At 56.3% G+C, this 22,275-nt stretch carries 23 protein-coding genes; 15 read left to right on the top strand and 8 right to left on the bottom strand.

The features are described from left to right. Positions 1-83: 83 nt before the first annotated feature. Positions 84-1,520 carry an IS1182 family transposase gene (locus BM205_RS02180; protein ID WP_092412069.1) on the top strand — a complete coding sequence of 479 codons (1,437 nt, stop codon included), beginning with the start codon at positions 84-86 and terminating at the stop codon, positions 1,518-1,520. A gap of 389 nt (positions 1,521-1,909) precedes the next feature. On the opposite strand, the gene BM205_RS02175 is transcribed toward BM205_RS02180, so the two are convergent. Beyond that, entirely contained in the window at positions 1,910-2,392 is a 483-nt protein-coding gene (locus BM205_RS02175; protein WP_092412067.1) for an Lrp/AsnC family transcriptional regulator, read from the bottom strand. 138 nt (positions 2,393-2,530) lie between these two features. On the opposite strand from BM205_RS02175, the gene BM205_RS02170 reads away from it, so the two are divergent. Beyond that, entirely contained in the window at positions 2,531-3,322 is a 792-nt protein-coding gene (locus BM205_RS02170; protein WP_092412065.1) for an HpcH/HpaI aldolase family protein, read from the top strand. Further along, complete coding sequence (locus tag BM205_RS02165; protein WP_092412063.1) at positions 3,319-4,515, top strand: pyridoxal phosphate-dependent aminotransferase; 1,197 nt, start codon at positions 3,319-3,321, stop codon at positions 4,513-4,515. Before BM205_RS02170 ends, BM205_RS02165 begins: the two co-directional genes overlap by 4 nt. A 213-nt stretch (positions 4,516-4,728) precedes the next feature. Here the strand turns inward: BM205_RS02165 and BM205_RS02160 are convergent, their stop codons facing one another. Together BM205_RS02160 and BM205_RS02155 are read right to left on the bottom strand one after the other, a co-directional pair. Then, positions 4,729-5,421, bottom strand: a complete 693-nt coding sequence (locus BM205_RS02160) for a formylglycine-generating enzyme family protein (protein WP_092412061.1) — start codon at positions 5,419-5,421, stop codon at positions 4,729-4,731. 410 nt (positions 5,422-5,831) lie between these two features. After that, entirely contained in the window at positions 5,832-6,524 is a 693-nt protein-coding gene (locus BM205_RS02155) for an arylesterase (protein WP_092412059.1), read from the bottom strand. Between BM205_RS02155 and BM205_RS02150 the strand changes: the two genes are divergently transcribed. From BM205_RS02150 to BM205_RS02140, 3 genes are read left to right on the top strand one after another with little or no spacing between them, the layout of a single operon-like run. After that, positions 6,523-7,272 carry an ABC transporter ATP-binding protein gene (locus BM205_RS02150; RefSeq protein ID WP_092412057.1) on the top strand — a complete coding sequence of 250 codons (750 nt, stop codon included), beginning with the start codon at positions 6,523-6,525 and terminating at the stop codon, positions 7,270-7,272. The genes BM205_RS02155 and BM205_RS02150 overlap by 2 nt on opposite strands. A 58-nt stretch (positions 7,273-7,330) precedes the next feature. Further along, the gene (locus BM205_RS02145) at positions 7,331-7,669 is read left to right on the top strand and encodes a hypothetical protein (RefSeq protein ID WP_092412055.1); all 339 of its coding nucleotides are present in this window, start codon (positions 7,331-7,333) and stop codon (positions 7,667-7,669) included. A 24-nt stretch (positions 7,670-7,693) separates the two neighbouring features. Next, positions 7,694-8,608 carry a LysR family transcriptional regulator gene (locus BM205_RS02140; protein ID WP_092412053.1) on the top strand — a complete coding sequence of 305 codons (915 nt, stop codon included), beginning with the start codon at positions 7,694-7,696 and terminating at the stop codon, positions 8,606-8,608. 42 nt (positions 8,609-8,650) lie between these two features. Here the strand turns inward: BM205_RS02140 and BM205_RS02135 are convergent, their stop codons facing one another. Then, the gene (locus BM205_RS02135; RefSeq protein ID WP_092412051.1) at positions 8,651-9,073 is read right to left on the bottom strand and encodes a thioredoxin family protein; all 423 of its coding nucleotides are present in this window, start codon (positions 9,071-9,073) and stop codon (positions 8,651-8,653) included. A 175-nt stretch (positions 9,074-9,248) separates the two neighbouring features. Here BM205_RS02135 and tsaB point away from each other — a divergent pair, with 175 nt between their 5' ends. The 4 genes from tsaB to BM205_RS02115 are packed head-to-tail and all read left to right on the top strand — an operon-like array spanning position 9,249 to position 12,307. Continuing rightward, on the top strand, positions 9,249-9,953 hold the full coding sequence (tsaB, locus tag BM205_RS02130) for a tRNA (adenosine(37)-N6)-threonylcarbamoyltransferase complex dimerization subunit type 1 TsaB (protein ID WP_092412049.1): 705 nt from the start codon (positions 9,249-9,251) through the stop codon (positions 9,951-9,953). Next, positions 9,950-10,435, top strand: coding sequence for a ribosomal protein S18-alanine N-acetyltransferase (rimI, locus tag BM205_RS02125; protein WP_092412047.1), 486 nt, complete (start codon positions 9,950-9,952; stop codon positions 10,433-10,435). The genes tsaB and rimI overlap by 4 nt, the downstream gene beginning before the upstream one ends. Further along, positions 10,432-11,334 carry a uracil-DNA glycosylase gene (locus BM205_RS02120; RefSeq protein WP_092412045.1) on the top strand — a complete coding sequence of 301 codons (903 nt, stop codon included), beginning with the start codon at positions 10,432-10,434 and terminating at the stop codon, positions 11,332-11,334. Before rimI ends, BM205_RS02120 begins: the two co-directional genes overlap by 4 nt. Further along, positions 11,327-12,307: a DUF1853 family protein gene (locus BM205_RS02115; RefSeq protein ID WP_254783695.1), complete on the top strand. Its 981-nt coding sequence runs from the start codon at positions 11,327-11,329 to the stop codon at positions 12,305-12,307. Before BM205_RS02120 ends, BM205_RS02115 begins: the two co-directional genes overlap by 8 nt. A 71-nt stretch (positions 12,308-12,378) precedes the next feature. On the opposite strand, the gene lplT is transcribed toward BM205_RS02115, so the two are convergent. After that, the gene (lplT, locus tag BM205_RS02110) at positions 12,379-13,641 is read right to left on the bottom strand and encodes a lysophospholipid transporter LplT (RefSeq protein ID WP_092412041.1); all 1,263 of its coding nucleotides are present in this window, start codon (positions 13,639-13,641) and stop codon (positions 12,379-12,381) included. 203 nt (positions 13,642-13,844) lie between these two features. Here lplT and alr point away from each other — a divergent pair, with 203 nt between their 5' ends. The 4 genes from alr (at position 13,845) to fghA (ending at position 18,377) form a co-directional block, all read left to right on the top strand. Beyond that, a complete protein-coding gene (alr, locus tag BM205_RS02105) occupies positions 13,845-14,921 on the top strand; it encodes an alanine racemase (RefSeq protein ID WP_092412658.1) in 1,077 nt (358 codons plus the stop codon). Between the two features lie 57 nt (positions 14,922-14,978). Beyond that, positions 14,979-16,349, top strand: coding sequence for a DNA repair protein RadA (gene radA, locus BM205_RS02100; protein ID WP_092412039.1), 1,371 nt, complete (start codon positions 14,979-14,981; stop codon positions 16,347-16,349). 67 nt (positions 16,350-16,416) lie between these two features. After that, on the top strand, positions 16,417-17,523 hold the full coding sequence (locus BM205_RS02095; RefSeq protein ID WP_092412037.1) for an S-(hydroxymethyl)glutathione dehydrogenase/class III alcohol dehydrogenase: 1,107 nt from the start codon (positions 16,417-16,419) through the stop codon (positions 17,521-17,523). Beyond that, positions 17,520-18,377 carry an S-formylglutathione hydrolase gene (fghA, locus tag BM205_RS02090; protein WP_092412035.1) on the top strand — a complete coding sequence of 286 codons (858 nt, stop codon included), beginning with the start codon at positions 17,520-17,522 and terminating at the stop codon, positions 18,375-18,377. The genes BM205_RS02095 and fghA overlap by 4 nt, the downstream gene beginning before the upstream one ends. Positions 18,378-18,418: 41 nt before the next feature. Here fghA and BM205_RS02085 read toward each other — a convergent pair whose 3' ends face one another. From BM205_RS02085 to BM205_RS02080, 3 genes are all read right to left on the bottom strand, one after another. Next, entirely contained in the window at positions 18,419-19,141 is a 723-nt protein-coding gene (locus BM205_RS02085) for a TerC family protein (protein WP_371326444.1), read from the bottom strand. Between the two features lie 16 nt (positions 19,142-19,157). After that, the gene (locus BM205_RS23935) at positions 19,158-19,364 is read right to left on the bottom strand and encodes a hypothetical protein (RefSeq protein ID WP_139227199.1); all 207 of its coding nucleotides are present in this window, start codon (positions 19,362-19,364) and stop codon (positions 19,158-19,160) included. A 110-nt stretch (positions 19,365-19,474) separates the two neighbouring features. Further along, positions 19,475-20,380, bottom strand: coding sequence for a LysR family transcriptional regulator (locus BM205_RS02080; protein ID WP_092412033.1), 906 nt, complete (start codon positions 20,378-20,380; stop codon positions 19,475-19,477). A gap of 253 nt (positions 20,381-20,633) precedes the next feature. Here BM205_RS02080 and aceB point away from each other — a divergent pair, with 253 nt between their 5' ends. Continuing rightward, a complete protein-coding gene (aceB, locus tag BM205_RS02075; RefSeq protein WP_092412031.1) occupies positions 20,634-22,220 on the top strand; it encodes a malate synthase A in 1,587 nt (528 codons plus the stop codon). Positions 22,221-22,275 lie beyond the last annotated feature (55 nt).

The following is a 22,275-nucleotide window of genomic DNA, read 5'->3' as shown; positions in this document are numbered from 1 at the left end:
GGCTGTGTGAAAACGCATCCGGTTAGTAAACTATTTCTCGATACAAGCGTCAAATCGATATTGCATATTTGACCGAGGCTTCGATGAAACGCTTTGTCCAGGGAACGGATCGCACGCAAAGCAATCTGCTACCAGAGCAGCTCGAGGATTACGTCAGTGAAGATAACCCAGTCCGAGTCATCGATGTCTTTGTCGATTCGCTTGATCTTGGATCGCTTGGCTTTGGCGGCGCGAAGCCAGCTCAGACCGGACGGCCGTCTTATCATCCCAGCGTGCTGCTGAAGATTTATATCTACGGTTATCTCAACCGTGTCCAGTCAAGCCGGCGCCTGGAACGCGAAGCACAACGCAACATCGAGGTCATGTGGTTGACGACTCGCCTGACGCCGGACTTCAAGACCATTGCCGACTTCCGCAAGAACAACGGTCCAGCGATCAGCAAGGTCTGTCGTCAATTTGTTCTGATGTGCCGCAATCTCGATCTGTTTGCCAATACCGATATCGCCATCGATGGCAGCAAGTTCAAAGCGGTCAACAATCGCGATAAGAACTTTACTGACAGGAAGCTTCAGGCACGAATCGAGCAACTCGAAGCCAACATTGCACGTTACCTCGAAGAGCTTGACCGTGCCGACCGTCAGCCGGAGTTAGTGCCTGAGGCCAGAGTCTCGCATCTGAAGGAAAAAATTGCCTCCATCAAGAAGCAGATCGAAGGATTCAACGAGATCAACAAGCAGCTGCAGCAGACGCCAGATAAGCAAATATCTCTGACAGATCCGGATGCCAGATCCATGGCCACGAGTGGCCGTGGCACAGGCATGGTGGGCTACAACGTCCAGACGGCGGTCGATACCAGAAACCATCTGATCGTGTCGCATGAGGTGACCAATGTCGGGCATGACCGAACGCAGCTGGCGTCGATGGCGGCACAAGCGCAAAACGCAATCGGAAAGCAAGATTTGACTGTGGTCGCGGACCGCGGTTATTTCAGCGGAGCGGAAATTCTCGCATGCGAGAAGCTTGGCGTGACGCCGCTGGTACCGAAACCTCTGACTTCGGGCAACCGGGCACAAGGCCTCTTCGATAAAACGGATTTCATTTATCTGGCGCAAAGCGACGAGTACCAGTGTCCGGCCGGACAACGAGCTATCTGGCGTTTCACAACAATCGAACACGGGTTGCGGTGGCATAAATATTGGTCGTCTGCCTGCCCGGCATGCCCAATCAAGGCGCAATGTACTACCGGCACCAATCGGCGTATCGCCCGTTGGGAACACGAGGATGTACTTGAGCGAATGCAGCGGCGCTTAAATGTCTGGCCCAATCCTGCCCGCTTACGCAGGCAGACCGTCGAGCATCCATTTGGCACACTCAAGGCATGGATGGGTGCAACTCACTTCCTGACCAGGTCACTCCCACGGGTGAGTACTGAAATGAGCTTGCACGTACTGGCTTACAATCTGAAGCGGATCATGGCAATACTGGGCACTCAGCGGTTGATTGCAGCAATGAGGGCCTGAGGGCCTTTTTGCATCTCTACGAGATACTGTTCCGGCTAATTGAACAGGCCTGTCGCAGCCGTTAAACATCTTTTTTTGTCGCCGTGCTCCGTGCTAATGTCTTACGTGCGGGTTCGTTTCTAAATTGGATCGAAGACGGACGCGCTCACCTGAGAAATGATTTTGCGTTTTAACACAGCCTCGACCCTGAAGAGCCATTCGATCTTCGACTCCGTGAAGGGCAGCTATCTGAGGTGGAGTTGTCTCTCCCCCTGCTCTTCGTGATCTTCGGCTTGTCGGCCATAACAGGGGTCAACTCACGAAACGGAAAAAATCGTACGTCAAGCTCACCCGGCTGTTGTGCAAGCCCACACAGTGACTAATTTGACAACAAACACCTCGCACCTACCTCAACCAATAGGCATGGGCGGATTTACCGGAGCCTTGACCTCACGCAAAACAAATGACGTGTAGACTTCTTTCACGCTCGGCAAGCCGTTGATGTGAGCCTCGGCAAATGCCCCGAACGCGGCGAGATCTTCGGCTACGACCATTAATTGATGGTCGTAGCGGCCTGATATGCGATGACAGGCGAGCACTTGGGGTATTGCTAGAACGGCCCGTTCGAAAGCCTGCAGGTGTTCCGTATCTTTTTTATCCAGGGAGATATGAACGAATGCAGTTACTTGATAGCCGAGCTTTTCCGAGTCCAATCTCGCGTGATATCCGCGAATCACCCCCTCCTCTTCCAGTCGCTTTACCCTACGCCAGCATGGCGAAGGAGTGAGCGATACGCGCTCAGCCAGATCTGCACTGGAAAGACGCGCGTCTTCCTGCAACGCTTCAAGGATCTTCCTGTCGGTTCGATCCAAATTCACTTTTGATGTAATCATTGCGCATTTCAAAAATAGGCGAAATATTTATTGCGTAGATACCTGAACTGCAGCAATGAATATAGCAAATTTTTTCCATCCAATCTAGATACAATTTGTGCATTGGCTAGCTAAGCCAAACAATAACGGAGCTATACGATGCGACAAAATTGGATAAAACAAAGTCTTCACGCCCGCAAGGCGTCTGTTGGTTGCTGGTTAACGCTGGCCAGTCCTGCGGTAGCCGAGGCTATTTCTCACTGTGGTTTTGACTGGCTGTTGATTGATGCAGAACATGCGCCAAACGACATAAGCGACATCACAGCGCAACTACGTGCGGTCGACGCCGCGCGCGCCAACGGGGCAAACGTTAATGCTGCTGTGCGGGTACAGGCCAATGATCCTGTTCTGGTCAAGCGCGCCATGGATTGCGGAGCGCAAACCATCTTTTTCCCGACCATCGAAACAGTGGAAGAGGCGACAGCAGCCATTGCCTCGACACGATTTCCACACAACGGTAATGGTGGCTTGCGTGGAATTGCTGGTTTGGTAAGAGCGGCGCGATATGGGCTTGATCCGGAATACACCAGCAACGCGAACCAGGAAGCATGTGCTGTCCTGCAGATCGAAACGGCCAAGGGTCTTCGCAATGTTGAAGGAATCGCCGCGCTGACTGGCACGGATTGTCTCTTTATCGGCCCAGCCGATCTATCTGCCAGTCTCGGCCATCTCGGGCAATCGAATCATCCGGAGGTTCTGGAGGCAGTTGAGCATATCTTGACCGTCTGCAAGCAAGCGGGCAAAGCTGCAGGCATTTTCGCCGCAAGCGCCGAAGAAGCCGCACAGTATCGGGATCGCGGATTTTCATTGATCTCTTTGCATTCTGATGTTGCTTGGCTGACCCGTGGCGCCAAGAATGCAATCGCTGACTACGAAGGTGCCGCTATATGAGTGATTACACTACAAACATCGCTATAGATGCACATGCGCGCGCCGCAGTACGAAGTTTGCGCGCATCAAAAATTCGCGAAGTGGCCAATGCGGGGATGGGTAACAACAATGTGCTTGCATTTTGGTTTGGCGAACCTGATGAACCGACGCTGAAAGAGGTCAGATCCGTCGCGATCGAAAGTCTTCATGCTGGAGATACTTTTTATGTTCAAACACTGGGCTTGCCCAGCTTGCGGGAACGCATTGCCGACTATGTAAGCACTTTTCACAAGCAACGCACGATCAACAACATTGCAGTCACCAGTTCGGGGATGTCTGCTCTGATGTTAGCGGTGCAGGCTTTGGTAGGTCATGGGGATCGAGTGGTGGCGGTAACACCGTTATGGCCCAACCTGGTGGAGATACCGAAGATCCTTGGCGCTCAAGTGACAACGGTCAGTCTCGGATTTGACAGTCGTGGCTGGCATCTCGATCTGGATAAGCTGCTGGACGCACTCACGCCCGGCACAAAGGTACTGATGATCAATTCGCCAAACAACCCTACGGGTTGGTCGATGTCGGCAGACGATCAGCGCGTCGTGCTTGCCCATTGCCGCAAGCACGGCATCTGGATCATTTCCGATGACGTCTACGAACGCTACTACTTTGATGGAGCGTGCGCGCCATCATTTATGGACATGGCGGATCCACGGGAAAGGGTTGTTAGCTGCAATTCTTTCTCAAAGACATGGCTCATGACAGGGTGGCGAATCGGCTGGATTGTTGCCCCCACTACGTTGCTTGGTGATATAGGAAATTTGATTGAGTACAACACGTCTTGTGCGCCAGCATTCGTCCAGCATGCGGCGGAATATGCGATGGTCAATGGGGAGGAATCCGTGAAACGCACTGTGGATAGGCTGAGAAATGCGCGTGATCACCTAGCATCCGGATTGTCTCGTATACCAAGGGTGCAAAATGCCCCAGTGCCAGCAGGCGCCATGTATTCATTCCTCAAAATTGATGGTGTTGACGACAGCCTTCAGTTTTGCAAAAGACTCGTTAGCGAGGCCGGACTGGGCTTGGCTCCGGGTATCGCTTTTGGCCCTGAAGGAGAGGGCTATTTACGGTGGTGCTTTGCCAGCAGTCACGAGCGATTGGACGAAGGGGTGAGACGTCTCTCCGCTTTTCTCAACAGATCGAGCTTGACCTGACAAGTCTCTTGATTAGCGAGGCTGACTTCCAACGCCAAGGCCGACGGACGATAAAGGCCTGAACGTCAACTGACTGAGATAAAGCAGGCCTTCATTTCACTGATTTCAGCGACGAGCCAATGACCGCAGGTGGCCGTTTTGAGCCGGTCGCGACAGGCTCAATTCAACCCGAGGCGGCCGCTCGACGGGGCGGAAAGCCAGATGTCAGCTGGATCACTCGCGACAGGTGTCAAGTAATCTGGCCACCCGAAATCCAAGATCATCTATTGCAAATGTCGGATGACTACGGCGACGATTCGTAGCAAGGCAGCCTCTTTCGGCATCAGACCAGCCGCCGCCACGAAACACACGATACGAACCATAGACCTCTGGATCGTATTGATCCGAACACCACTCCCAAACATTGCCGAGCGTGTCGTAAATTCCCCATTGGTTTGCTTGTTTTTGGCCGACGTCATGCGTGCGACCCTCGGAGTTTTCCCGATACCAGGCGATGTCATCAAGATTGCCATATCTCGGACCATTGCTTCCCGCACGGCATGCATATTCCCATTCTGCTTCGGTGGGCAGACGATAACCGCTGCTATGTGGGACGGGAGTGGCGCCCGTGCCGTCGTCATGCATGTCGTAACACTCTGAAAGACCCGCCACCTTTGAAAGCAAATTACAGAATTTGGCAGCATCATTCCACGAGACGTTTTCAACCGGGCATTGTGTTGTGGCTGGCGACAATGGCTGTCGCCCAGTCAGCGCGGCATATTCTGCCTGAGTTACAGGATAGCGACCGATTGCAAAACGTTGGAGCTCAACGCTCCATGTACGGCTGATCCTGTCGTCTCGCAATGCAATGACGCCAGAAGGAATTTGCACCATTTGAACGTCTGGCAATTCAGATTTCTGTTCCATTTTTCGATAAGGATGAGAGCAGACTCTTCAGGAAAATTCAGATATTACTATTATTTGCCGGCGCAACTGTCGATTGACAACGATTGGCCGGTTGCGGCCAATCGTATGACGGGTCGATCTGGATTTGACTTGGCACCTCATGTCAGGTCAAGTTTGAGCATTAGCCTGGAAGGTGTGGCCGTTGTTTAGCAGGGCGATGCTGCCCGGCTTGTAGTGGAGTGTAAAGTCTCGGGCAGCAACACGCTTGGCGCTTGTCTCGGATAAGGCGATCGGCGATTGCCGTTGACCTGAGCGGCAAGCGGCGTTTTCCGGAACGCCGTCGGGACAGTCAATTTTTGGGATGACGGTCAAATTTCGTGCAGCAAAAGTAACTGGGAGCTCAGCCCTTGCTAGTCTGGCGTGGTCCAACGCTATTTCGCGAGCAGTGGCTTTAATCCCGACCAGACGTTGTTTAGCATCACCGGATGCGCCTGGGCAACAGGGTGAATTCGATCTGCCTGAAACAACTCCGGTTTGTCGGCGATGCCGTCGAGCAGGAACGGCACCAGCGGCACCTTGGTTTGTTTTGCCACAGTCGCATACAGTGAAAAGAATTTCTCGGTGTAGTCTCTGCCGTAATTCGGTGGAATCCGCATGCCCACCAGCAGGACTTTTGACTTGGCCTGTTGCGCAGCGCCGATCATCGCCCGCAGGTTGCTTTCGGTTGCGCTCAGTTGCAAACCGCGCAAGGCGTCATTGGCGCCCAGCTCGATGATGACGATATCCGGCCGCTGCTGCAGGAGTGCCGGCAAACGCGTCTTGCCGCCGCTGCTGGTTTCGCCGCTGATGCTGGCATTGGTGATGGCGGTGTCGAATTTTTCCGCCTTCAGGCGCTGCTGCAACAGGGCAACCCAGCCGCTGCCGCGTGCCAGTCCGTACTCGGCCGAAAGACTATCGCCTAACACGAGTATCGATTTTGATGCAGAATAGGCATTGTTCGCCCATACTAGACCGATCAGGCCAAACAATAAGGTCGCCAGCCGCAAGCTGCGAATGACTTTGCTACGCAAGCCTCCGATCAAAGTCTGAAAACCTGTCCCCATTCCGGAGTCGATAATCTGCATGCAACAATCCTCTTCTGTTAATTCTGCAACGGTAATTTCCAAAGCCCCGGCCATCGACGTGCAACGTTTGACCAAACGCGTTGCCGACGCCAGCGGCGAGCTGCTGATCCTCGATGATATCAACTTTAACGTCCAGGGCGGTACCACGCTGGCAATTGTCGGCGCCTCGGGGTCTGGCAAGTCGACCTTGCTGGGCTTGCTGGCGGGGCTGGATACACCTTCCTCCGGCACCGTGCATATTGACGGCAGCGATATTTTTGCCCTGGATGAAGACGGGCGGGCAGGTTTGCGTAAAGACAAGCTCGGCTTCGTATTCCAGTCCTTCCAGCTGCTGAGCCATTTGAGCGCGCTGGAGAACGTCATGTTACCGCTAGAACTGCGGGGCGATAAAGACGCCAGGGAAAAAGCGCAAGCCAAGCTGGAACGGGTTGGCCTGGCGACACGTTTGCAACATTATCCGAAATATTTATCCGGCGGCGAACAGCAGCGGGTCGCATTGGCTCGCGCATTCGTGACCGAACCGCCGCTCTTGTTTGCCGACGAACCTACCGGCAGCCTCGATGCCGCTACCGGCGATGCCGTGATTCAACTGATGTTCGACTTGAACCAGGAGCGAGGTTCAACCTTGGTTCTGGTGACGCACGACACCTCGATTGCCATGCAATGCCGCCAGACCATCACGATCGCCGCCGGCCGCCTGCTGCGGCCAGGCGATACAAGTGCTGCGGATGCACAGATATTTCAGTAAGCCTGACAAGGGTTTCAACTAAGTTTGAAGTGTCAGCGAATAAATTGGAGGGAAGTACATGTCGGCTTGGCTTTCGGTAACAAAGGCGGTGCTTCCGTATGTGAGCGATATTATTTCGGTCGCGGTGCCGGTGTTTACCCGTCGCAAAGGAAATACGGAAGAGAGCCAGATTCAGATTTTGCAACAACAGGTGAGCGAGCTGCAGGTTGCATCGCTGCAGAATGTCGGCGACATCAAGGCGCTCGCCGAACAGTTGGAAACCGCGTTGCCATTGCTGGAGCAGGAAACCCAACGGGTCGACGCCAAACTGCGGCGCGCCAATCTCCTGTGCGGGCTTGCGCTCGGCGTCGGCGTGCTGGCCCTGGTGGTTGCGTTGATAGCTTTGTTGAGCAAGTGAAGCGTATAAGATAGGACGAAGAATATGGATCGCTTGCAGTCAATGCGGGTTTTTGCGAAGGTGGTCGAGCAGGGTAGTTTTGTTGCTGCGGCCCAGGTGCTGGATATGTCGAATGCGGTGGTGACGCGCCTGGTCGCCGATCTGGAAAACCACCTGGGGATCCGCCTGCTGCACCGGTCGACGCGCCGCATGGCCTTGACCGAGCCGGGCCAGGCCTACCTGGAGCGTGTACGGCAGATCCTGGATGAAATCGACGAGGCGGAAGCCGCGGCCTCGGTGCTGTCGGCCAATCCGGCGGGCACGCTGCACATCTATTCGCAGATCGGCTTCGGCCAGACCCAGCTGGCGCGCTTGCTGCCTCTTTATTCCAAACAGTATCCCGATGTCCAGCTGGATGTGACGCTGTCGGATCGTACCGTCGATCTGATCGAAGAGGGTTTTGACGTCGGTATTTTTTCGGTCAGCCAGAAATTCGACGCCAGCATGGTGGCGCGTCAACTGGGCATTGCGGAGGTACTGTTATGCGCTTCGCCAGGCTACATTGCGGAACATGGCGTGCCTCAGGCGCCAGAGGACCTTGCGCAGCATTCCTGCCTCAATTTCTCCCTGGAGCATGTACGCCATCACTGGACTTTCCAGTCGCCGCAAGGTACCTCGGTGATTCCTATCACCAGCAAAGTGATGTCGAACAATACCGACCTGCTGCGGCACTGCCTGTTGGCGGGGATGGGGATCGCCATGCGCAGTTCCTATACGCTCGGCGACGATATGGTGGCAGGGCGCGTGGTGCGGGTGCTGCCGGACTATCAGATCAACAAGGTGGCGGTGCACCTGGTGTATCCGAGCCGACGGTTGTTGTCGGCCAAGGTACGTAGTTTCGTCGACTTCATGATGGCGCAATTTCCGCATCCCGATTGCGATCCATGGCTGGCATCTTAACCGGCTATCCACGTAGGGCGGTCACCTGCGCCCACGCGTAAATTAGACGCCGGTCAGCCGCCGCAACAAATTGCCTTCCTGCTGCCACTGCCGGCGCTCCGGGGTGCTCTGAGCTTCGGCCTGCAGCTCCGCCGCGCTTTTTTCCATTTGCGCCAGCAGGATTCTTTCGGCCAGGTGCAAATCCATTTCTACCGGCGCCAGGAAAGCCACGACGTCACCGCGCTGTATCAGCAGGGTCGGAAAATTGTCGACGTCAAGGTCGCCGATCAGGTCGGCCTGGTCCTCTATATCGATCCAGGTGAACTGCGCTTGCGGGTGGCGTTGCGCCAGCGCCGTGAAGTTCGCGAAATACTCCCGGCAGCTGCCGCACCAGGCCGCGCAAAGGCAAGCAACCACCCAGCCATCGTTGGACAGGGTAGCGGCAAGTTCTTGGTGGTTGTCGTTGTTGAGAGTCAGGATCAGCATTGGCGATATTTTACAGCGAGAGCGCAAAATTCTGCTGGAATACCCGTGGTTTTGGGGATCTTGGGGCGTTTGTGCCGCGTCTGCACTGCGTTTGTCATTATTTAGCGCTGATTTGACCTGTGCCAATCAGGCAGAGTGCAGCCGAAGCAGCGTCCGGCGCGGTAAAATACGGCCTATGCAGACCATTCTTGCCATCGAAACATCTACCGAACTGGCTTCCGCCGCCTTATTGCGCGACGGCCAGGTGATCACCCGCGAATCGGCGGGCGTCCAAACCCATTCTCTTGCCATTCTCCCAATGGTGCAAAGCTTGCTGGCCGAGGCTGGCATCAGCCTGGCGCAATGCGATGCGCTGGCTTTCGGCGTTGGCCCAGGCTCCTTCACCGGCGTGCGCACTGCCTGCGGCATCGTGCAAGGGCTGGCATTCGGCGCCGATTTGCCTGTGTTGCCAGTGGTGACGCTGGCCGCCATGGCGCAAGCTTGCCGTGACCACAGCGGCGCCGGTGAAGTGCTGGCGATACTGGATGCGCGCATGGGCGAGGTCTATTGGGCGCAATACCGGTTTGCCGATAAGCTCTGGCAGGTGATCGTCGAGCCGACTTTATCTGCTCCGGAGCAGGTATCGCCCCTGGTCACAGAAAACGGCGTGCTGCAAGCCTGCGGCAATGGCCTGGCCGCATATGCAGAGGCATTTGCGCCGACGTCATTCGCTGCCGGCGGCTTGCCGGCCGTGATGCCGAACGCACGCCAGATCGCTCAGCTGGGCAGCGTTGCGCTGGCTCAGGGGCTGGGTTTAAGCGCGGTGGAAGCGCAACCTTTGTATTTGCGTAACAAGGTAGCTCTTACCACTGCCGAGCGCGCCGCCAAGGTGAATCCATGAGTGCGAATGTACAGTCAGCGCCCAATTTGTTGCGGCCGCTGTCATTTGCCGCCATGCGTATCGAAGACCTGGATGAAGTGGTGTCGATCGAAAAGAGTGTGTATTCCCATCCCTGGACCCGCGGCAATTTTATCGATTCGATCCAGAGTGGATATCAGTGCTGGGTATTGCGAGATGCCGGCCAGACTCTGTTGGGTTATTTTTTCGTGATGCAGGCGCTGGATGAGGCGCATCTGCTGAATATCAGCGTGCATGGGGATATGCATGGACGCGGCATCGGCAAGATGCTGCTGGATAAAGTCTGCCTCCTGGCGCATCAGCAAAAGATGCAATCGATATTGCTGGAAGTGCGGCCTTCGAATACGCGCGCGATTGTTATCTATCAGCGCTATGGTTTTGTCGAAATCGGCCGGCGTCGGGACTATTATCCGGCGGCTGGCGACAAGCGCGAAGAAGCCATTGTGATGAGGTTGGCCTTATGAGCGAGGTGAGCAGGCGCAGCGTTTTTCTCGACGAGATCGGCCTCGGTCCGCTATGGCTGCGGCGCGACGGCGGTTTACCCGATGCAGAGCAGATCGAGGTAGAAGGGCAGGTAGAGGCAGCGCCACAACAGGCGCTCGCGTCGGCAGTTGAAATGCCTGTTGCAGAGTCGCAGGTTGAAGCTGAAGTGGTAGTCCGGGCGCTCACCGTGCCGGTGGTGCCGCTGAACAGCGTTGCTGCTTCGGCCTGGGGTGATGACGATGCGCCAGTGGCGTCATCTGTAACGACCATAGCGACCGTAGCCACCACGATTTCACCAGCTGCCATGGATTGGCAGCAATTGCAAAAAGCCGTAGCCGGATGCACTGCTTGCGGGCTTTGCCATGGGCGTAAAAACACCGTGTTCGGCGTCGGCGACAACAAGGCCAAATGGCTGTTTATCGGCGAAGGCCCGGGACGCAACGAGGATATCCAGGGCGAGCCGTTCGTCGGCCCGGCGGGTAAATTGCTCGATAACATCCTGCTGGCGATGGGCTTGAAGCGCGGTGAAAATGCTTACATCGCCAATATCGTCAAGTGCCGGCCAACCGACGGCACCGGCCGCGACCGGGCGCCTGCAGCTGATGAGGTGGCGGCTTGCCTGCCGTATCTGCAACGTCAGATCGAACTGATCCAGCCGACCATTCTGGTTGCCTTGGGCAAGACTGCAGCCTTGTCCTTGCTCGGACTCGATCCGGCGACACCGGTCTCGAAACTGCGCGGTACCGTGCATCGTTATGCCGGCCGTCCTTTGGTGGTGACTTACCATCCGGCTTATCTGCTGCGTCAGCTGGCCGACAAAGGTAAAGTCTGGAGCGATTTGTGCCTGGCCATGAGTACCTATGCCAACGTCGATGAGTGATTTTTCCGCAGCGCATTTCGGCGCTTGCCAGGAACAGTTTCACCGGCGCTGGAATCACCTGTTCGATCCGCATGTCCGGGCATTGGCCTGGTTGCTGGATGCGCCAGATTTGCTTGATCCGCAGGCCGCGCAATGGCAAGGCAAGATCGCCAGCTACGCGGATCCCGACCTGGCCACATGGCTCACCGAGCTGGAGCAGATTCCGGAAAAGCTGCAGGCATTGCATCGCTACATAGGCAGTCTGCCATCGACCCGTCTGGGACTATACGCAGAAAAATTGCTGGCGTTCTACTTTGAACAAAGGCAAATACTGGTGGCGCATAGCGTGCAAGTCCGGGCCAGCAAGAACGACACCATAGGCGAATTCGATTTCTTGTTGCAGCTTAATGGCGGCCTGGTCCATTGGGAGTTCGCGACCAAGTTTTATTTGCTGGAAACCAGTGGCAGGAGTTTGCAGCCGGACGATTTTCTCGGTCCGAACCTGGCAGACTCGCTGGGCGCGAAAATGCAAAAGATTTTACAGCGCCAGCTGGTTCTATCGCAACATCCTGCGGCCCAGATCCATCTTAACGAACCGGTTACCTCAGCTCAGGCGTTGATAAAAGGCTGGTTGTTTTATCCCGATGCGCATTTACGCCTGCCCGCGGTGCTGGGTGTATCCGCCAATGCTTGTCGTGGCTATTGGTGCAGCCTGTCAGCCTTGCCGCTGGAGCCGTCAGCCACGTATCAGATATTACCTCGCCAGCGCTGGCTGGCGCCGGCAAAAACATCGCTTGAGCGTACGCTCAGTGCGGAGGACGCACGGCTGGCGTTGTCGGAACATTTTGCCGGTGATGCTGCGCCGGTATTGCTGGCCACCTTACGGCCAGAAGGCGACTACGGTCTGGAAACTGCCAGGGGTTTTGTGGTGCCGGACGACTGGGCGGGAAGGGCTGCAGCCCAGCGCCATCTGACTGTGGGTAAGGCGGGCTAACTGCCTGAGTTGATGGCCGGATAGATTTATCCAGCCGTTGCAGTGTTCGCTTAATGCAATGTTTAACTCAGTCAGTGTTTGACTTCGCCAATCAAGGCCAGCGAATCATGTTCGCGTTGATTCGCCGCATGCTTGCGCATGATCAAAATCATGATGGCGGCGACAAACGAGCCAAACAAGAAGATAACGATATTCACGTCGAGATTCATTTTGATCATCAGCGCATACAGCACCAGCATGGTCAATATCGACAGGTTTTCATTGAAATTTTGCACTGCGATCGAGTGACCCGCACTCATCAGCACGTGACCGCGATGTTGCAGGAGAGCATTCATCGGCACGACGAAATAGCCGGACAATGCACCAATAAGTATCAGCAAGGGATAGGCCAGCCAGACAGAATGCACCACCGTCATCGCCATGACGACCAGCCCCATCACGACTCCCATCGGCATCACTGTCAGCGATTTTTTCAATGGAATCATGCGTGCCGCCACGCCTGCACCAATCGCCACGCCAAATGCCACCACGCCTTGCAGTATGGCCGCTTTGTCGAGCGGCATGCCGAGCGATTTTTCAGCCCATTTCAGCACGATGAATTGCAGTGTTGCGCCGGCGCCCCAGAACAGGGTAGTGACTGCCAGCGAAATCTGGCCCAATTTGTCTTTCCACAGAATTGAACAGCAATTGGCAAAATCAACGATGAGCTTGCTGGGCCGATGTTGCTGGTGCGGGTAGCGGGCGCCGGTGTCCGGGATCTTCAGATTGAATATGGTGGCGACGATGTACAACATGCCGATCACCGTGAGCGCTGCATGGGTAGGGGTATTCAGATTCAGGTTGAGAATCGGTATGTGCCATTGCAGCAAGATTGCAGTGATATGAGGGCTGACCAAAGCGCCGCCCAGAACCGTGCCGAAGATGATCGAGGCCATGGTCAAACCTTCAATCCAGCCATTTGCGGCTACCAGTTTTTCCGGTGGCAACAATTCGGTCAGGATGCCATATTTGGCGGGCGAATAAGCAGCCGCGCCGAACCCGACAATGGCATAAGCGATCAATGGGTGGACATCGAAGAACATCAGCATGCAGCCGAAAATCTTGATCATGTTGGTGATGAGCATCACCCGGCCTTTAGGCAGAGAATCAGCGAAAGCGCCGACAAAAGCTGCCAACAGCACGTAAGACAAGACAAAAAATAATTTCAGCAGCGGTGTCATCCAGTCCGGCGACGACATTTCTGCCAGTACGGCGATGGCCGCTATGAATAGGGCGTTATCGGCCAGCGAAGAAAAAAACTGCGCCGCCATGATGGTGTAAAAACCGCGATTCATCCGCATCCCAGAATGTAACAATGTGTCCCCGGCCTGCTTTATACCATGAAAATATGACCGATTCGTGATTATGAGACATGCCAAAGACAAAACGTTCTGCAAAAAATCGACCGAATTATAGTGATTGCCAATTCATCATCGACGGCGCATCCGGTAAAATGGACGCTTCAACGCACTGCGCAAATTCTGCCCATTTCCCACCCATGCCAAGACCCCTAGTTGCCACCATAGATATTTCTGCGCTGCAGCACAATCTGCGTATTGCCAAATCGCATGCCCTTGATGCGAAGATCTGGGCGGTGGTCAAGGCGAATGCCTACGGCCATGGTTTGGAGCGCGGCATACGCGGTTTTGCGGAAGCGGACGGGCTGGCCTTGATTGAGCCGGAAAATGCAGTGCGTCTGCGCGAGCTGGGTTGGCAAAAACCTATCCTGCTCCTGGAAGGTATCTTTGACGCCGCCGATCTTGAGACAGTGGTCCGGGCCCGGCTCGAGTTCGCAGTCCATTGCATCGAACAGATCGTCTGGCTGGAGCGATCCGGGCTGAGCGGGCCAGTCGATGTCCATCTGAAAATGAACAGCGGCATGAACCGGCTCGGTTTCAAGCCGGAAGCCTATCGTGCCGCTTACCAGCGTTTGCGGGCGAACCCGGCGGTGCGCAAGATCACATTGATGACGCATTTTGCGAATGCCGACGATCCGCTGAATCCAGGTTTGCCATTGCAACAACAGGCGCAGCAATTCGAGCAGGGTATCTCGGGTCTCAGTGAAGAACGCAGCGTCGCCAATTCTGCCGCAGACCTGATGCATCCCGAATTGAAATCGGATTGGGTGCGGCCTGGCATCATGTTATATGGCGCCACGCCCGGCGGCGCCAGCGCCGAACAGTTCGGCCTGAAACCGGCGATGACGCTCACCAGCAAGATTATCGGCATCCAGCGGCTCGGCGCCGGCGAAGCGATCGGTTACGGCAGCCGATTTGTCGCGGCCGCGCCGATGGTCGTAGGTGTGGTCGCCTGCGGTTATGCCGACGGCTACCCACGCCATGCGCCGAACGGCACTCCGGTGCTGGTTGACGGTACGCGTACTACTACCGTGGGACGGGTATCGATGGACATGTTTTCAGTCGACCTGACCAATGTGCCGGGTGCCGCAGTCGGTAGTGCGGTGACCTTGTGGGGTACAGGCTTGCCGATCGATGAAGTGGCGCACGCGGCCGGGACAATCGGGTATGAATTGATGTGTGCCGTGGCTGCGCGGGTTAAAGTGGTGGACTTGTGACGGTGCAGCAGCGCGGACGGATAGCAAGCCCACTACTACTAATGATTATGGAATCGCATGGCCAAAGCTAAAACCAATTACACCTGCACCGAATGCGGCGGCGTCGCCAACAAATGGACCGGCCAGTGCCCGTCCTGCGGGCAATGGAACACGCTGGTGGAAACCATCGTCGAAGCGGTCGGCAACCGTTTTTCCAATCAGCATCAAGGCTTGGCGCAGACTGCACCGGTAATGACCCTGGCCGACATCGAAGCCATCGACGTACCGCGCTTCGGCACCGGTATCGAGGAATTCGACCGGGTGCTCGGCGGCGGACTGGTGGCCGGCGGAGTAGTGTTGATCGGCGGTGATCCGGGTATCGGCAAATCGACCTTACTGTTGCAAGCGCTGGCGAATTTGTCGAAAATCAAGAGTGTGCTGTACGTCAGCGGCGAAGAGTCCGGTGCGCAAATCGCCTTGCGCGCCAAGCGGCTGGCGGTGGATGCCAAGGATCTCAAGCTGCAGGCTGAAATCCAGCTGGAAAAAATCCTCAACACGCTGGTGGAGCATAAGCCCGAAGTGGCGGTCATCGATTCGATCCAGACTGTTTATTCCGATGCGCTCAGCTCGGCTCCGGGTTCGGTGGCGCAGGTGCGTGAATGCGCGGCGCAGCTGACGCGGGTTGCCAAGCAATCAGGCATCACCATCATCATGGTCGGCCACGTGACCAAAGAAGGCGCGCTGGCAGGGCCGCGCGTGCTGGAGCATATCGTCGATACGGTGCTGTACTTCGAAGGCGATACCCATTCCAGTTTCCGCCTGGTGCGGGCATTCAAGAATCGCTTCGGCGCGGTCAATGAGCTAGGCGTTTTTGCAATGACGGAAAAGGGCTTGAAGGGCGTCTCCAATCCGTCGGCGCTGTTCTTGTCGCAGCATGACAATCAAGTGCCGGGCTCTTGCGTGATGGTGACGCAGGAAGGCACGCGGCCGCTGCTGGTGGAAATCCAGGCTTTGGTCGATGCGTCGCACGTGCCGAATGCGCGTCGCCTGTCGGTCGGGCTGGAGCAGAACCGGCTGGCGATGTTGCTGGCTGTGTTGCATCGTCATGCCGGCATTGCGGCGTTTGACCAGGATGTGTTCATCAATGCGGTCGGCGGCGTCAAGATTACCGAACCCGCCGCCGATCTGGCGGTGCTGCTGGCGATTAACTCGTCGATGCGCAACCGGCCGCTGCCGCGTGGGCTGGTGGTGTTCGGCGAGGTCGGCCTGGCGGGTGAAATCCGGCCGGCGCCACGCGGCCAGGAACGTTTGCGCGAAGCCGCCAAGCTGGGCTTCTCGATTGCCATGATTCCCAAGGCGAATATGCCGAAACAAGAGATTGAAGGTTTGAAAGTGATTGGCGTCGAGCGTATCGATGATGCTTTGAGCAAGATACGCGACACCGAATAGTCAGGAATGTTGTTTCAATACATTCGAGTAAATACAGCCAGATTACAGCCAGATAAAGGACATCATCATGAAAACCAAAGCAGCTATCGCATGGAAAGCCGGTCAGCCACTGACGATCGAAGAAGTCGAACTGGGCGGCCCGCGTGCCGGTGAGGTGCTGGTCGAGATCAAGGCTACCGGCATCTGCCATACCGATTACTACACACTGTCCGGCGCCGATCCGGAAGGCATTTTCCCGTCGATCCTGGGCCATGAAGGCGCGGGTATCGTGGTGGACGTCGGCCCTGGCGTCAAAAGCCTGAAGAAGGACGATCACGTCATTCCGCTCTACACGCCCGAATGCCGAGAATGCAAATTCTGTTTGTCGCAAAAAACCAATCTGTGCCAGTCGATCCGCTCGACCCAGGGACGTGGCTTGATGCCGGACGCCACCAGTCGTTTCTCGATCGACGGCAAGCCGATTTTCCATTACATGGGGACCTCGACGTTTTCCAACTACATCGTGGTGCCGGAAATCGCCCTTGCCAAGATCCGTGAAGATGCACCATTCGACAAGGTTTGTTATATCGGTTGCGGCGTCACTACCGGCGTCGGCGCGGTGCTGTTTACCGCCAAGGTGGAAGCGGGCGCCAATGTGGTGGTGTTCGGGCTGGGCGGCATCGGCCTGAACGTGATCCAGGCGGCGCGCATGGTCGGCGCCGACAAGATCATCGGGGTTGATATCAATCCGGCCCGTCAGGAGATGGCGCGCAAATTCGGCATGACGCATTTCATCAATCCGACGGCAGTGGAGAACGTGGTCGACGCCATCGTGCAACTGACCGATGGCGGCGCCGATTACAGCTTCGAATGCATCGGCAACGTCACCACCATGCGTCAGGCGCTGGAATGCTGCCATAAAGGCTGGGGACAATCGATCGTGATCGGCGTTGCCGCCGCCGGCCAGGAAATCAGCACCCGGCCGTTCCAGCTGGTGACCGGCCGCGTCTGGAAGGGTTCGGCATTCGGCGGCGCCCGTGGCCGTACCGACGTGCCCAAGATCGTCGACTGGTATATGGACGGCAAGCTGAATATCGATGACTTGATTACCCATCGCTTGCCGCTGGAGCGCATCAATGAAGGGTTCGATTTGATGAAGAGCGGCGAATCGATACGTTCGGTGGTGATCTACTGATGGAGCTGATCAGCGAACATGCCTGCTTCGGCGGCACGCAGGGTTTTTACCGGCATGCGTCGAGCGAGATCGGTTTGCCTATGCGGTTTTCCGTGTTCCAGCCGCCGCAAGCCAGGTTGGGGCCGGTGCCCGTGCTGTTTTTCCTGGCCGGCCTGACCTGTACCGAAGAGACTTTCATGATCAAGGCCGGCGCCCAGCGTTACGCGGCGCAGTACGGCATCATGCTGGTGACGCCCGATACCAGTCCGCGCGATACCGGGATCGCCGGTGTCGACGCCAGCTGGGATTTCGGCAACGGCGCCGGCTTTTACCTGGACGCGACGCAAGCGCCGTGGGCAGCGCATTTCCGGATGTACTCTTATATATTGCATGAGTTACGGCAAACCATCGTGCAAGAGTTTCCGGCGCAAGCCGGCAGCATCGGTATCTTTGGCCATTCGATGGGCGGCCATGGCGCGCTGGTGCTGGCTTTGCGCAATCCGGATGTGTTTCGCTCGGTGTCGGCGTTTGCGCCGATTGCGGCGCCGGGAAATTGTCCGTGGGGGCAAAAGGCGTTTGGCAATTACCTGGGAACGGATCAAGCCGGCTGGCAGGATTACGATGCGACGCAATTGATGTTGCGGCTGCGACGACCGTTTCCGCAAGAGATACTGATCGATCAAGGCTTGGGGGATAAATTCCTGGCAGAGCAATTACTGCCGGAGCAGTTTGAGGCGGCCTGCCTGCAGGCCGGACAGAAATTGACGCTGCGCCGTCACGCCGGGTATGACCACGGCTATTATTTCATTTCCACTTTGATGGACGATCATCTGGCTTTCCATCAACGGATATTGACGGCAAACCAGATACCTTGAGGCAAAAAAATCCCCGCCTGACGAGACGGGGATTTTTGGTTTTATTCCGCGACTTTTTCAGCGCCACGTCGTCTGGACACCAGCCAGCCACCACCCAGCACTACCACAAAGCCAATCGCATAGACGGCATAGCTCAACCCTGGGAAGCTATCCCACAACGGCTTTGCTATCGGTTCCGTGACGATCATGTGCATTGCGGTATATACCAGGATTGCCGCGCCGATAAAGATCGTGGCTGGGAAGCGTTCGATCAGCTTGAGCGCCAGGGTCGAGCCCCACACCATGATCGGCACCGAAATCAGCAAGCCGATAATCACCAGGGCCATGCTGCCTTTGGCGGCGCCGGCCACACCCAGGACATTGTCGATGCCCATGACGGTATCGGCGATGATGATGGTTTTCAATGCGGCCGCCATGGTGGTAGCTTGCACGCCATGCGCTTCGCCGTCATCCGACTGCGTCAGCAAACGGTAGGCGATCCAGAGCAGGGCGATGCCGCCCACCAGCAACAAGCCTGGTATTTGCAGCAGCCACACGACGCCGATAGTCATCAACACCCGCATGACGACTGCGCCCGCGGTGCCCCAGATAATCGCTTTGCGGCGCAGGTGGTCCGGCAGGTTGCGGGCCGCCATCGCAATCACGATGGCGTTGTCGCCGGCCAGCACCAGGTCGATGACGATGATAGCCAGCAATGCGCCGAAGAATGCGCCGGCATTCCAGTCAGCCAGGCCCAGCATTGAAAGTAAAGCAGAAAAATCCATAAAGTCTCCAACAGGGTTAGCAAATAACCTCATGCATGGATAACAACAGGAATGGCGAGAAGAAGTATACGCGACACATTGCCTGCATGGTATCCATGCTGACAAAGGTCTTGCTCAACAGCGTCGCTGCCAAGGTAACCGGGCGCAGGCGTTGTGCCTGTTCCGTGATGACGACTACCTTGCAGAACATCGGACCGCAACTAATGACTAATATGTCGGCCAATATTCAGGAGCTACTCCCCTTTGAGAGGGTGCTGCACGCAGAATGCCGTGCAACTGGGCGCTATTGTACATCAGCAATGAAAAAAATGGGAGCGTAGCTTAGCAACCCGGTCAGCCATGGCGCCAGTATTCGGGCTGGGCATAAGCACGCCGCAGGAAATCGACAAATACCCGGATCCGCAAGGGCAGATGACGCCGTTGCGCGAAAACCGCGTAGATATCGTTGCCCGGCGCGGCAAATTCGTCCAGCACTGTGACCAGTTTGCCGGATTCGATCTCGCTGCCGACTTCCCACATCGAGCGCCACGCCAGCCCTTTGCCGGCCAGTGCCCAGTCATGCAGGACCTGGCCGTCGTTGCAGACCATGTTGCCAGCCACCTTGACGGTGACGATCTTGCCGTTTTGCCGGAAACTCCAGCCGCGCTGGCTGCCTTCACTGCTGATCGCCAGGCAATTATGCTTTTGCAGGTCGTCGACAGTACGCGGCATGCCGTGCCGCTTGATATAGGCCGGCGAGGCCACCACGATGCGCTTGTTATCCGCCAGCTTGGCGCCGATCAGCGACGAGTCCGACAACGACGCGATACGGATCGCGACGTCGATCCCTTCGCCGATCAGGTCGACCACCCGGTCGTTCAGGTTCAGGGTGAGGGTAACGTCACGATGTTCGGTAAGAAAGGAGGGCATAAGCGGCGCCACGTGCTGCCGCCCGAAGCCGGCCGGCGCCGAAATCAGCAGATGGCCGCTGGCATGGGCGCTGCGCTCGGAGACCGCCGATTCGGCATTGTCCAGGTCGGACAAGATGCGCTGGCAATCCTCCAGGAAGGCTTCGCCCTCGTTGGTCAGTGCGATTTTGCGCGTGGTGCGTTGCAAAAGTTTCACACCGAGGCGTTCCTCTAATGCATCCAGCCGCCGCCCGATCATGGCCGGGGCGATCCCTTCGGCGCGTGCCGCCGCGGACAGGCTGCCTTTTGCTGCCACCTCGACAAAGGTGGAAATCTGCTTGAATTGATCCATGTCGCCGCGGCTTTGAGTTTGTGGGAGGTCGGTGCTGTGCTGTGATATGCTCACTTGTGACTAAAACGCATAGATCAAATGATAAATCGTTCGACCTATGATGATTTAGTTTAAATATACTATATAGCGTAAAAATTAGATAATGCCATTCAGGATTTTGCATACCCGACATGGTCAAAAACAGAATTTCGCGGCGCACAATAGATGTGCTGCAGACGACACTGATCCTTATTAGAACAAACAGGAGTAAAGCATGACTCAACTGACACTGCCCGCAGGAATGGAAATCAACGGTTCGATCGAACCCGGCTACGCGGAAATTCTGACACCTGATGCGCTGGCCCTGGTAGCCAAGCTGAGCCGCGCTTTCGAAGCGCGCCGTCAGGAGTTGCTGGAAGTTCGCGTTGAGCGCGCCAAACGCCTGGATGCTGGTGAGCGCCCCGATTTCCTGCCTGAAACGGCGCATATCCGTAACGGCGACTGGAAGATCGCGCCGATACCGGCAGCGCTGGAATGCCGCCGCGTCGAAATTACCGGCCCGGTCGAGCGTAAGATGGTCATCAACGCCTTCAACTCCGGCGCCGACAGCTACATGACCGACTTCGAAGATTCGAATTCGCCAGTCTGGGACAACCAGATCACCGGCCAGATCAACCTGCGCGATGCGATTCGCAAAACGATTTCGCTGGAACAGAACGGCAAATCCTACAAACTGAACGACAAGGTCGCAACCCTGGTGGTCCGTCCACGCGGCTGGCACCTGGATGAAAAGCACGTGCTGGTCGACGGCAAGCGTGTCTCCGGCGGCATTTTCGATTTTGCCTTGTTCATGTTCCACAATGCCAAGGAACAGCTGGCGCGCGGCGCCGGTCCTTATTTCTACTTGCCGAAGATGGAGTCGCATCTGGAAGCGCGCTTGTGGAACGACATCTTCGTGATGACCCAGAACGAACTTGGCCTGCCACAAGGTACGATCAAGGCGACAGTCCTGATCGAAACCATCCTGGCCGCTTTCGAAATGGACGAAATCCTGTACGAACTGCGCGAACACAGCTCCGGCCTTAACGCCGGCCGCTGGGATTACATCTTCTCTTGCATCAAGAAGTTCAAGCTGGACAAGGATTTCTGCCTGGCCGACCGTGCCAAGGTAACCATGACAGCGCCATTCATGCGCTCTTACGCGTTGCTGTTGCTGAAGACTTGCCACAAGCGTAATGCACCGGCGATCGGCGGCATGGCTGCGCTGATCCCGATCAAGAACGATCCGGAAAAGAATGACATCGCCATGGGCGGCGTCCGTGTCGACAAGGCACGCGATGCGACCGACGGCTATGACGGCGGCTGGGTTGCCCATCCAGGCCTGGTCGAGCTGGCGATGACCGAATTCAAGAAGGTGCTGGGCGACAAGCCGAACCAGATCAGCAAGCAGCGTGAAGACGTCAACGTCAGCGCCGCCGATCTGCTCGATTTCAAACCGGAAGCGCCGATCACCGAAGCCGGCCTGCGTTATAACATCAATGTCGGTATCCATTACCTGGGCGCCTGGTTGGCTGGTAACGGTTGCGTGCCGATTCATAACCTGATGGAAGATGCCGCTACAGCCGAGATCAGCCGCGCGCAAGTATGGCAATGGATACGTTCGAGCAAGGGTGTGCTGGAAGATGGCAAGAAGGTCACTGCCGAGATGGTCGTCGCGATGATTCCTGAGGAATTGGTCAAGGTCAAGGCGCTGGTTGGCAATGGCGCTACTTATGACCGCGCTGCGAAGATCTTTGAAGAAATGTCGACTTCGGCTTCGTTTGCCGAGTTCCTGACATTGCCGTTGTACGAAGAAATCTAAATTGAAGTTTGCGGCTGATTGAGCCGCTTGCCGAGAAAAAGCCGATCGCCAGATC

Source organism: Collimonas sp. OK307 (assembly GCF_900113705.1).
In the GTDB taxonomy this organism is placed as follows: domain Bacteria; phylum Pseudomonadota; class Gammaproteobacteria; order Burkholderiales; family Burkholderiaceae_D; genus Collimonas.
This window is presented reverse-complemented; position numbering and strand designations above follow the sequence as displayed.

Bases quoted from the DNA above. Each gene is read 5' to 3' on its own strand.
- BM205_RS02180 (WP_092412069.1), top strand. From the start codon at position 84: ATGAAACGCTTTGTCCAGGGAACGGATCGCACGCAAAGCAATCTGCTA.
- radA (WP_092412039.1), top strand. From the start codon at position 14,979: ATGGCCAAAGCTAAAACCAATTACACCTGCACCGAATGCGGCGGCGTC.
- BM205_RS02115 (WP_254783695.1), top strand. From the start codon at position 11,327: ATGAGTGATTTTTCCGCAGCGCATTTCGGCGCTTGCCAGGAACAGTTT.
- BM205_RS02165 (WP_092412063.1), top strand. From the start codon at position 3,319: ATGAGTGATTACACTACAAACATCGCTATAGATGCACATGCGCGCGCC.
- BM205_RS02170 (WP_092412065.1), top strand. From the start codon at position 2,531: ATGCGACAAAATTGGATAAAACAAAGTCTTCACGCCCGCAAGGCGTCT.
- BM205_RS02120 (WP_092412045.1), top strand. From the start codon at position 10,432: ATGAGCGAGGTGAGCAGGCGCAGCGTTTTTCTCGACGAGATCGGCCTC.
- rimI (WP_092412047.1), top strand. From the start codon at position 9,950: ATGAGTGCGAATGTACAGTCAGCGCCCAATTTGTTGCGGCCGCTGTCA.
- BM205_RS02160 (WP_092412061.1), bottom strand. From the start codon at position 5,421: ATGGAACAGAAATCTGAATTGCCAGACGTTCAAATGGTGCAAATTCCT.
- BM205_RS02175 (WP_092412067.1), bottom strand. From the start codon at position 2,392: ATGATTACATCAAAAGTGAATTTGGATCGAACCGACAGGAAGATCCTT.
- BM205_RS02155 (WP_092412059.1), bottom strand. From the start codon at position 6,524: ATGCAGATTATCGACTCCGGAATGGGGACAGGTTTTCAGACTTTGATC.
- lplT (WP_092412041.1), bottom strand. From the start codon at position 13,641: ATGAATCGCGGTTTTTACACCATCATGGCGGCGCAGTTTTTTTCTTCG.
- BM205_RS02150 (WP_092412057.1), top strand. From the start codon at position 6,523: ATGCAACAATCCTCTTCTGTTAATTCTGCAACGGTAATTTCCAAAGCC.
- BM205_RS02095 (WP_092412037.1), top strand. From the start codon at position 16,417: ATGAAAACCAAAGCAGCTATCGCATGGAAAGCCGGTCAGCCACTGACG.
- tsaB (WP_092412049.1), top strand. From the start codon at position 9,249: ATGCAGACCATTCTTGCCATCGAAACATCTACCGAACTGGCTTCCGCC.
- BM205_RS02085 (WP_371326444.1), bottom strand. From the start codon at position 19,141: ATGGATTTTTCTGCTTTACTTTCAATGCTGGGCCTGGCTGACTGGAAT.
- BM205_RS02080 (WP_092412033.1), bottom strand. From the start codon at position 20,380: ATGGATCAATTCAAGCAGATTTCCACCTTTGTCGAGGTGGCAGCAAAA.
- alr (WP_092412658.1), top strand. From the start codon at position 13,845: ATGCCAAGACCCCTAGTTGCCACCATAGATATTTCTGCGCTGCAGCAC.
- BM205_RS02145 (WP_092412055.1), top strand. From the start codon at position 7,331: ATGTCGGCTTGGCTTTCGGTAACAAAGGCGGTGCTTCCGTATGTGAGC.
- aceB (WP_092412031.1), top strand. From the start codon at position 20,634: ATGACTCAACTGACACTGCCCGCAGGAATGGAAATCAACGGTTCGATC.
- BM205_RS02140 (WP_092412053.1), top strand. From the start codon at position 7,694: ATGGATCGCTTGCAGTCAATGCGGGTTTTTGCGAAGGTGGTCGAGCAG.
- BM205_RS02135 (WP_092412051.1), bottom strand. From the start codon at position 9,073: ATGCTGATCCTGACTCTCAACAACGACAACCACCAAGAACTTGCCGCT.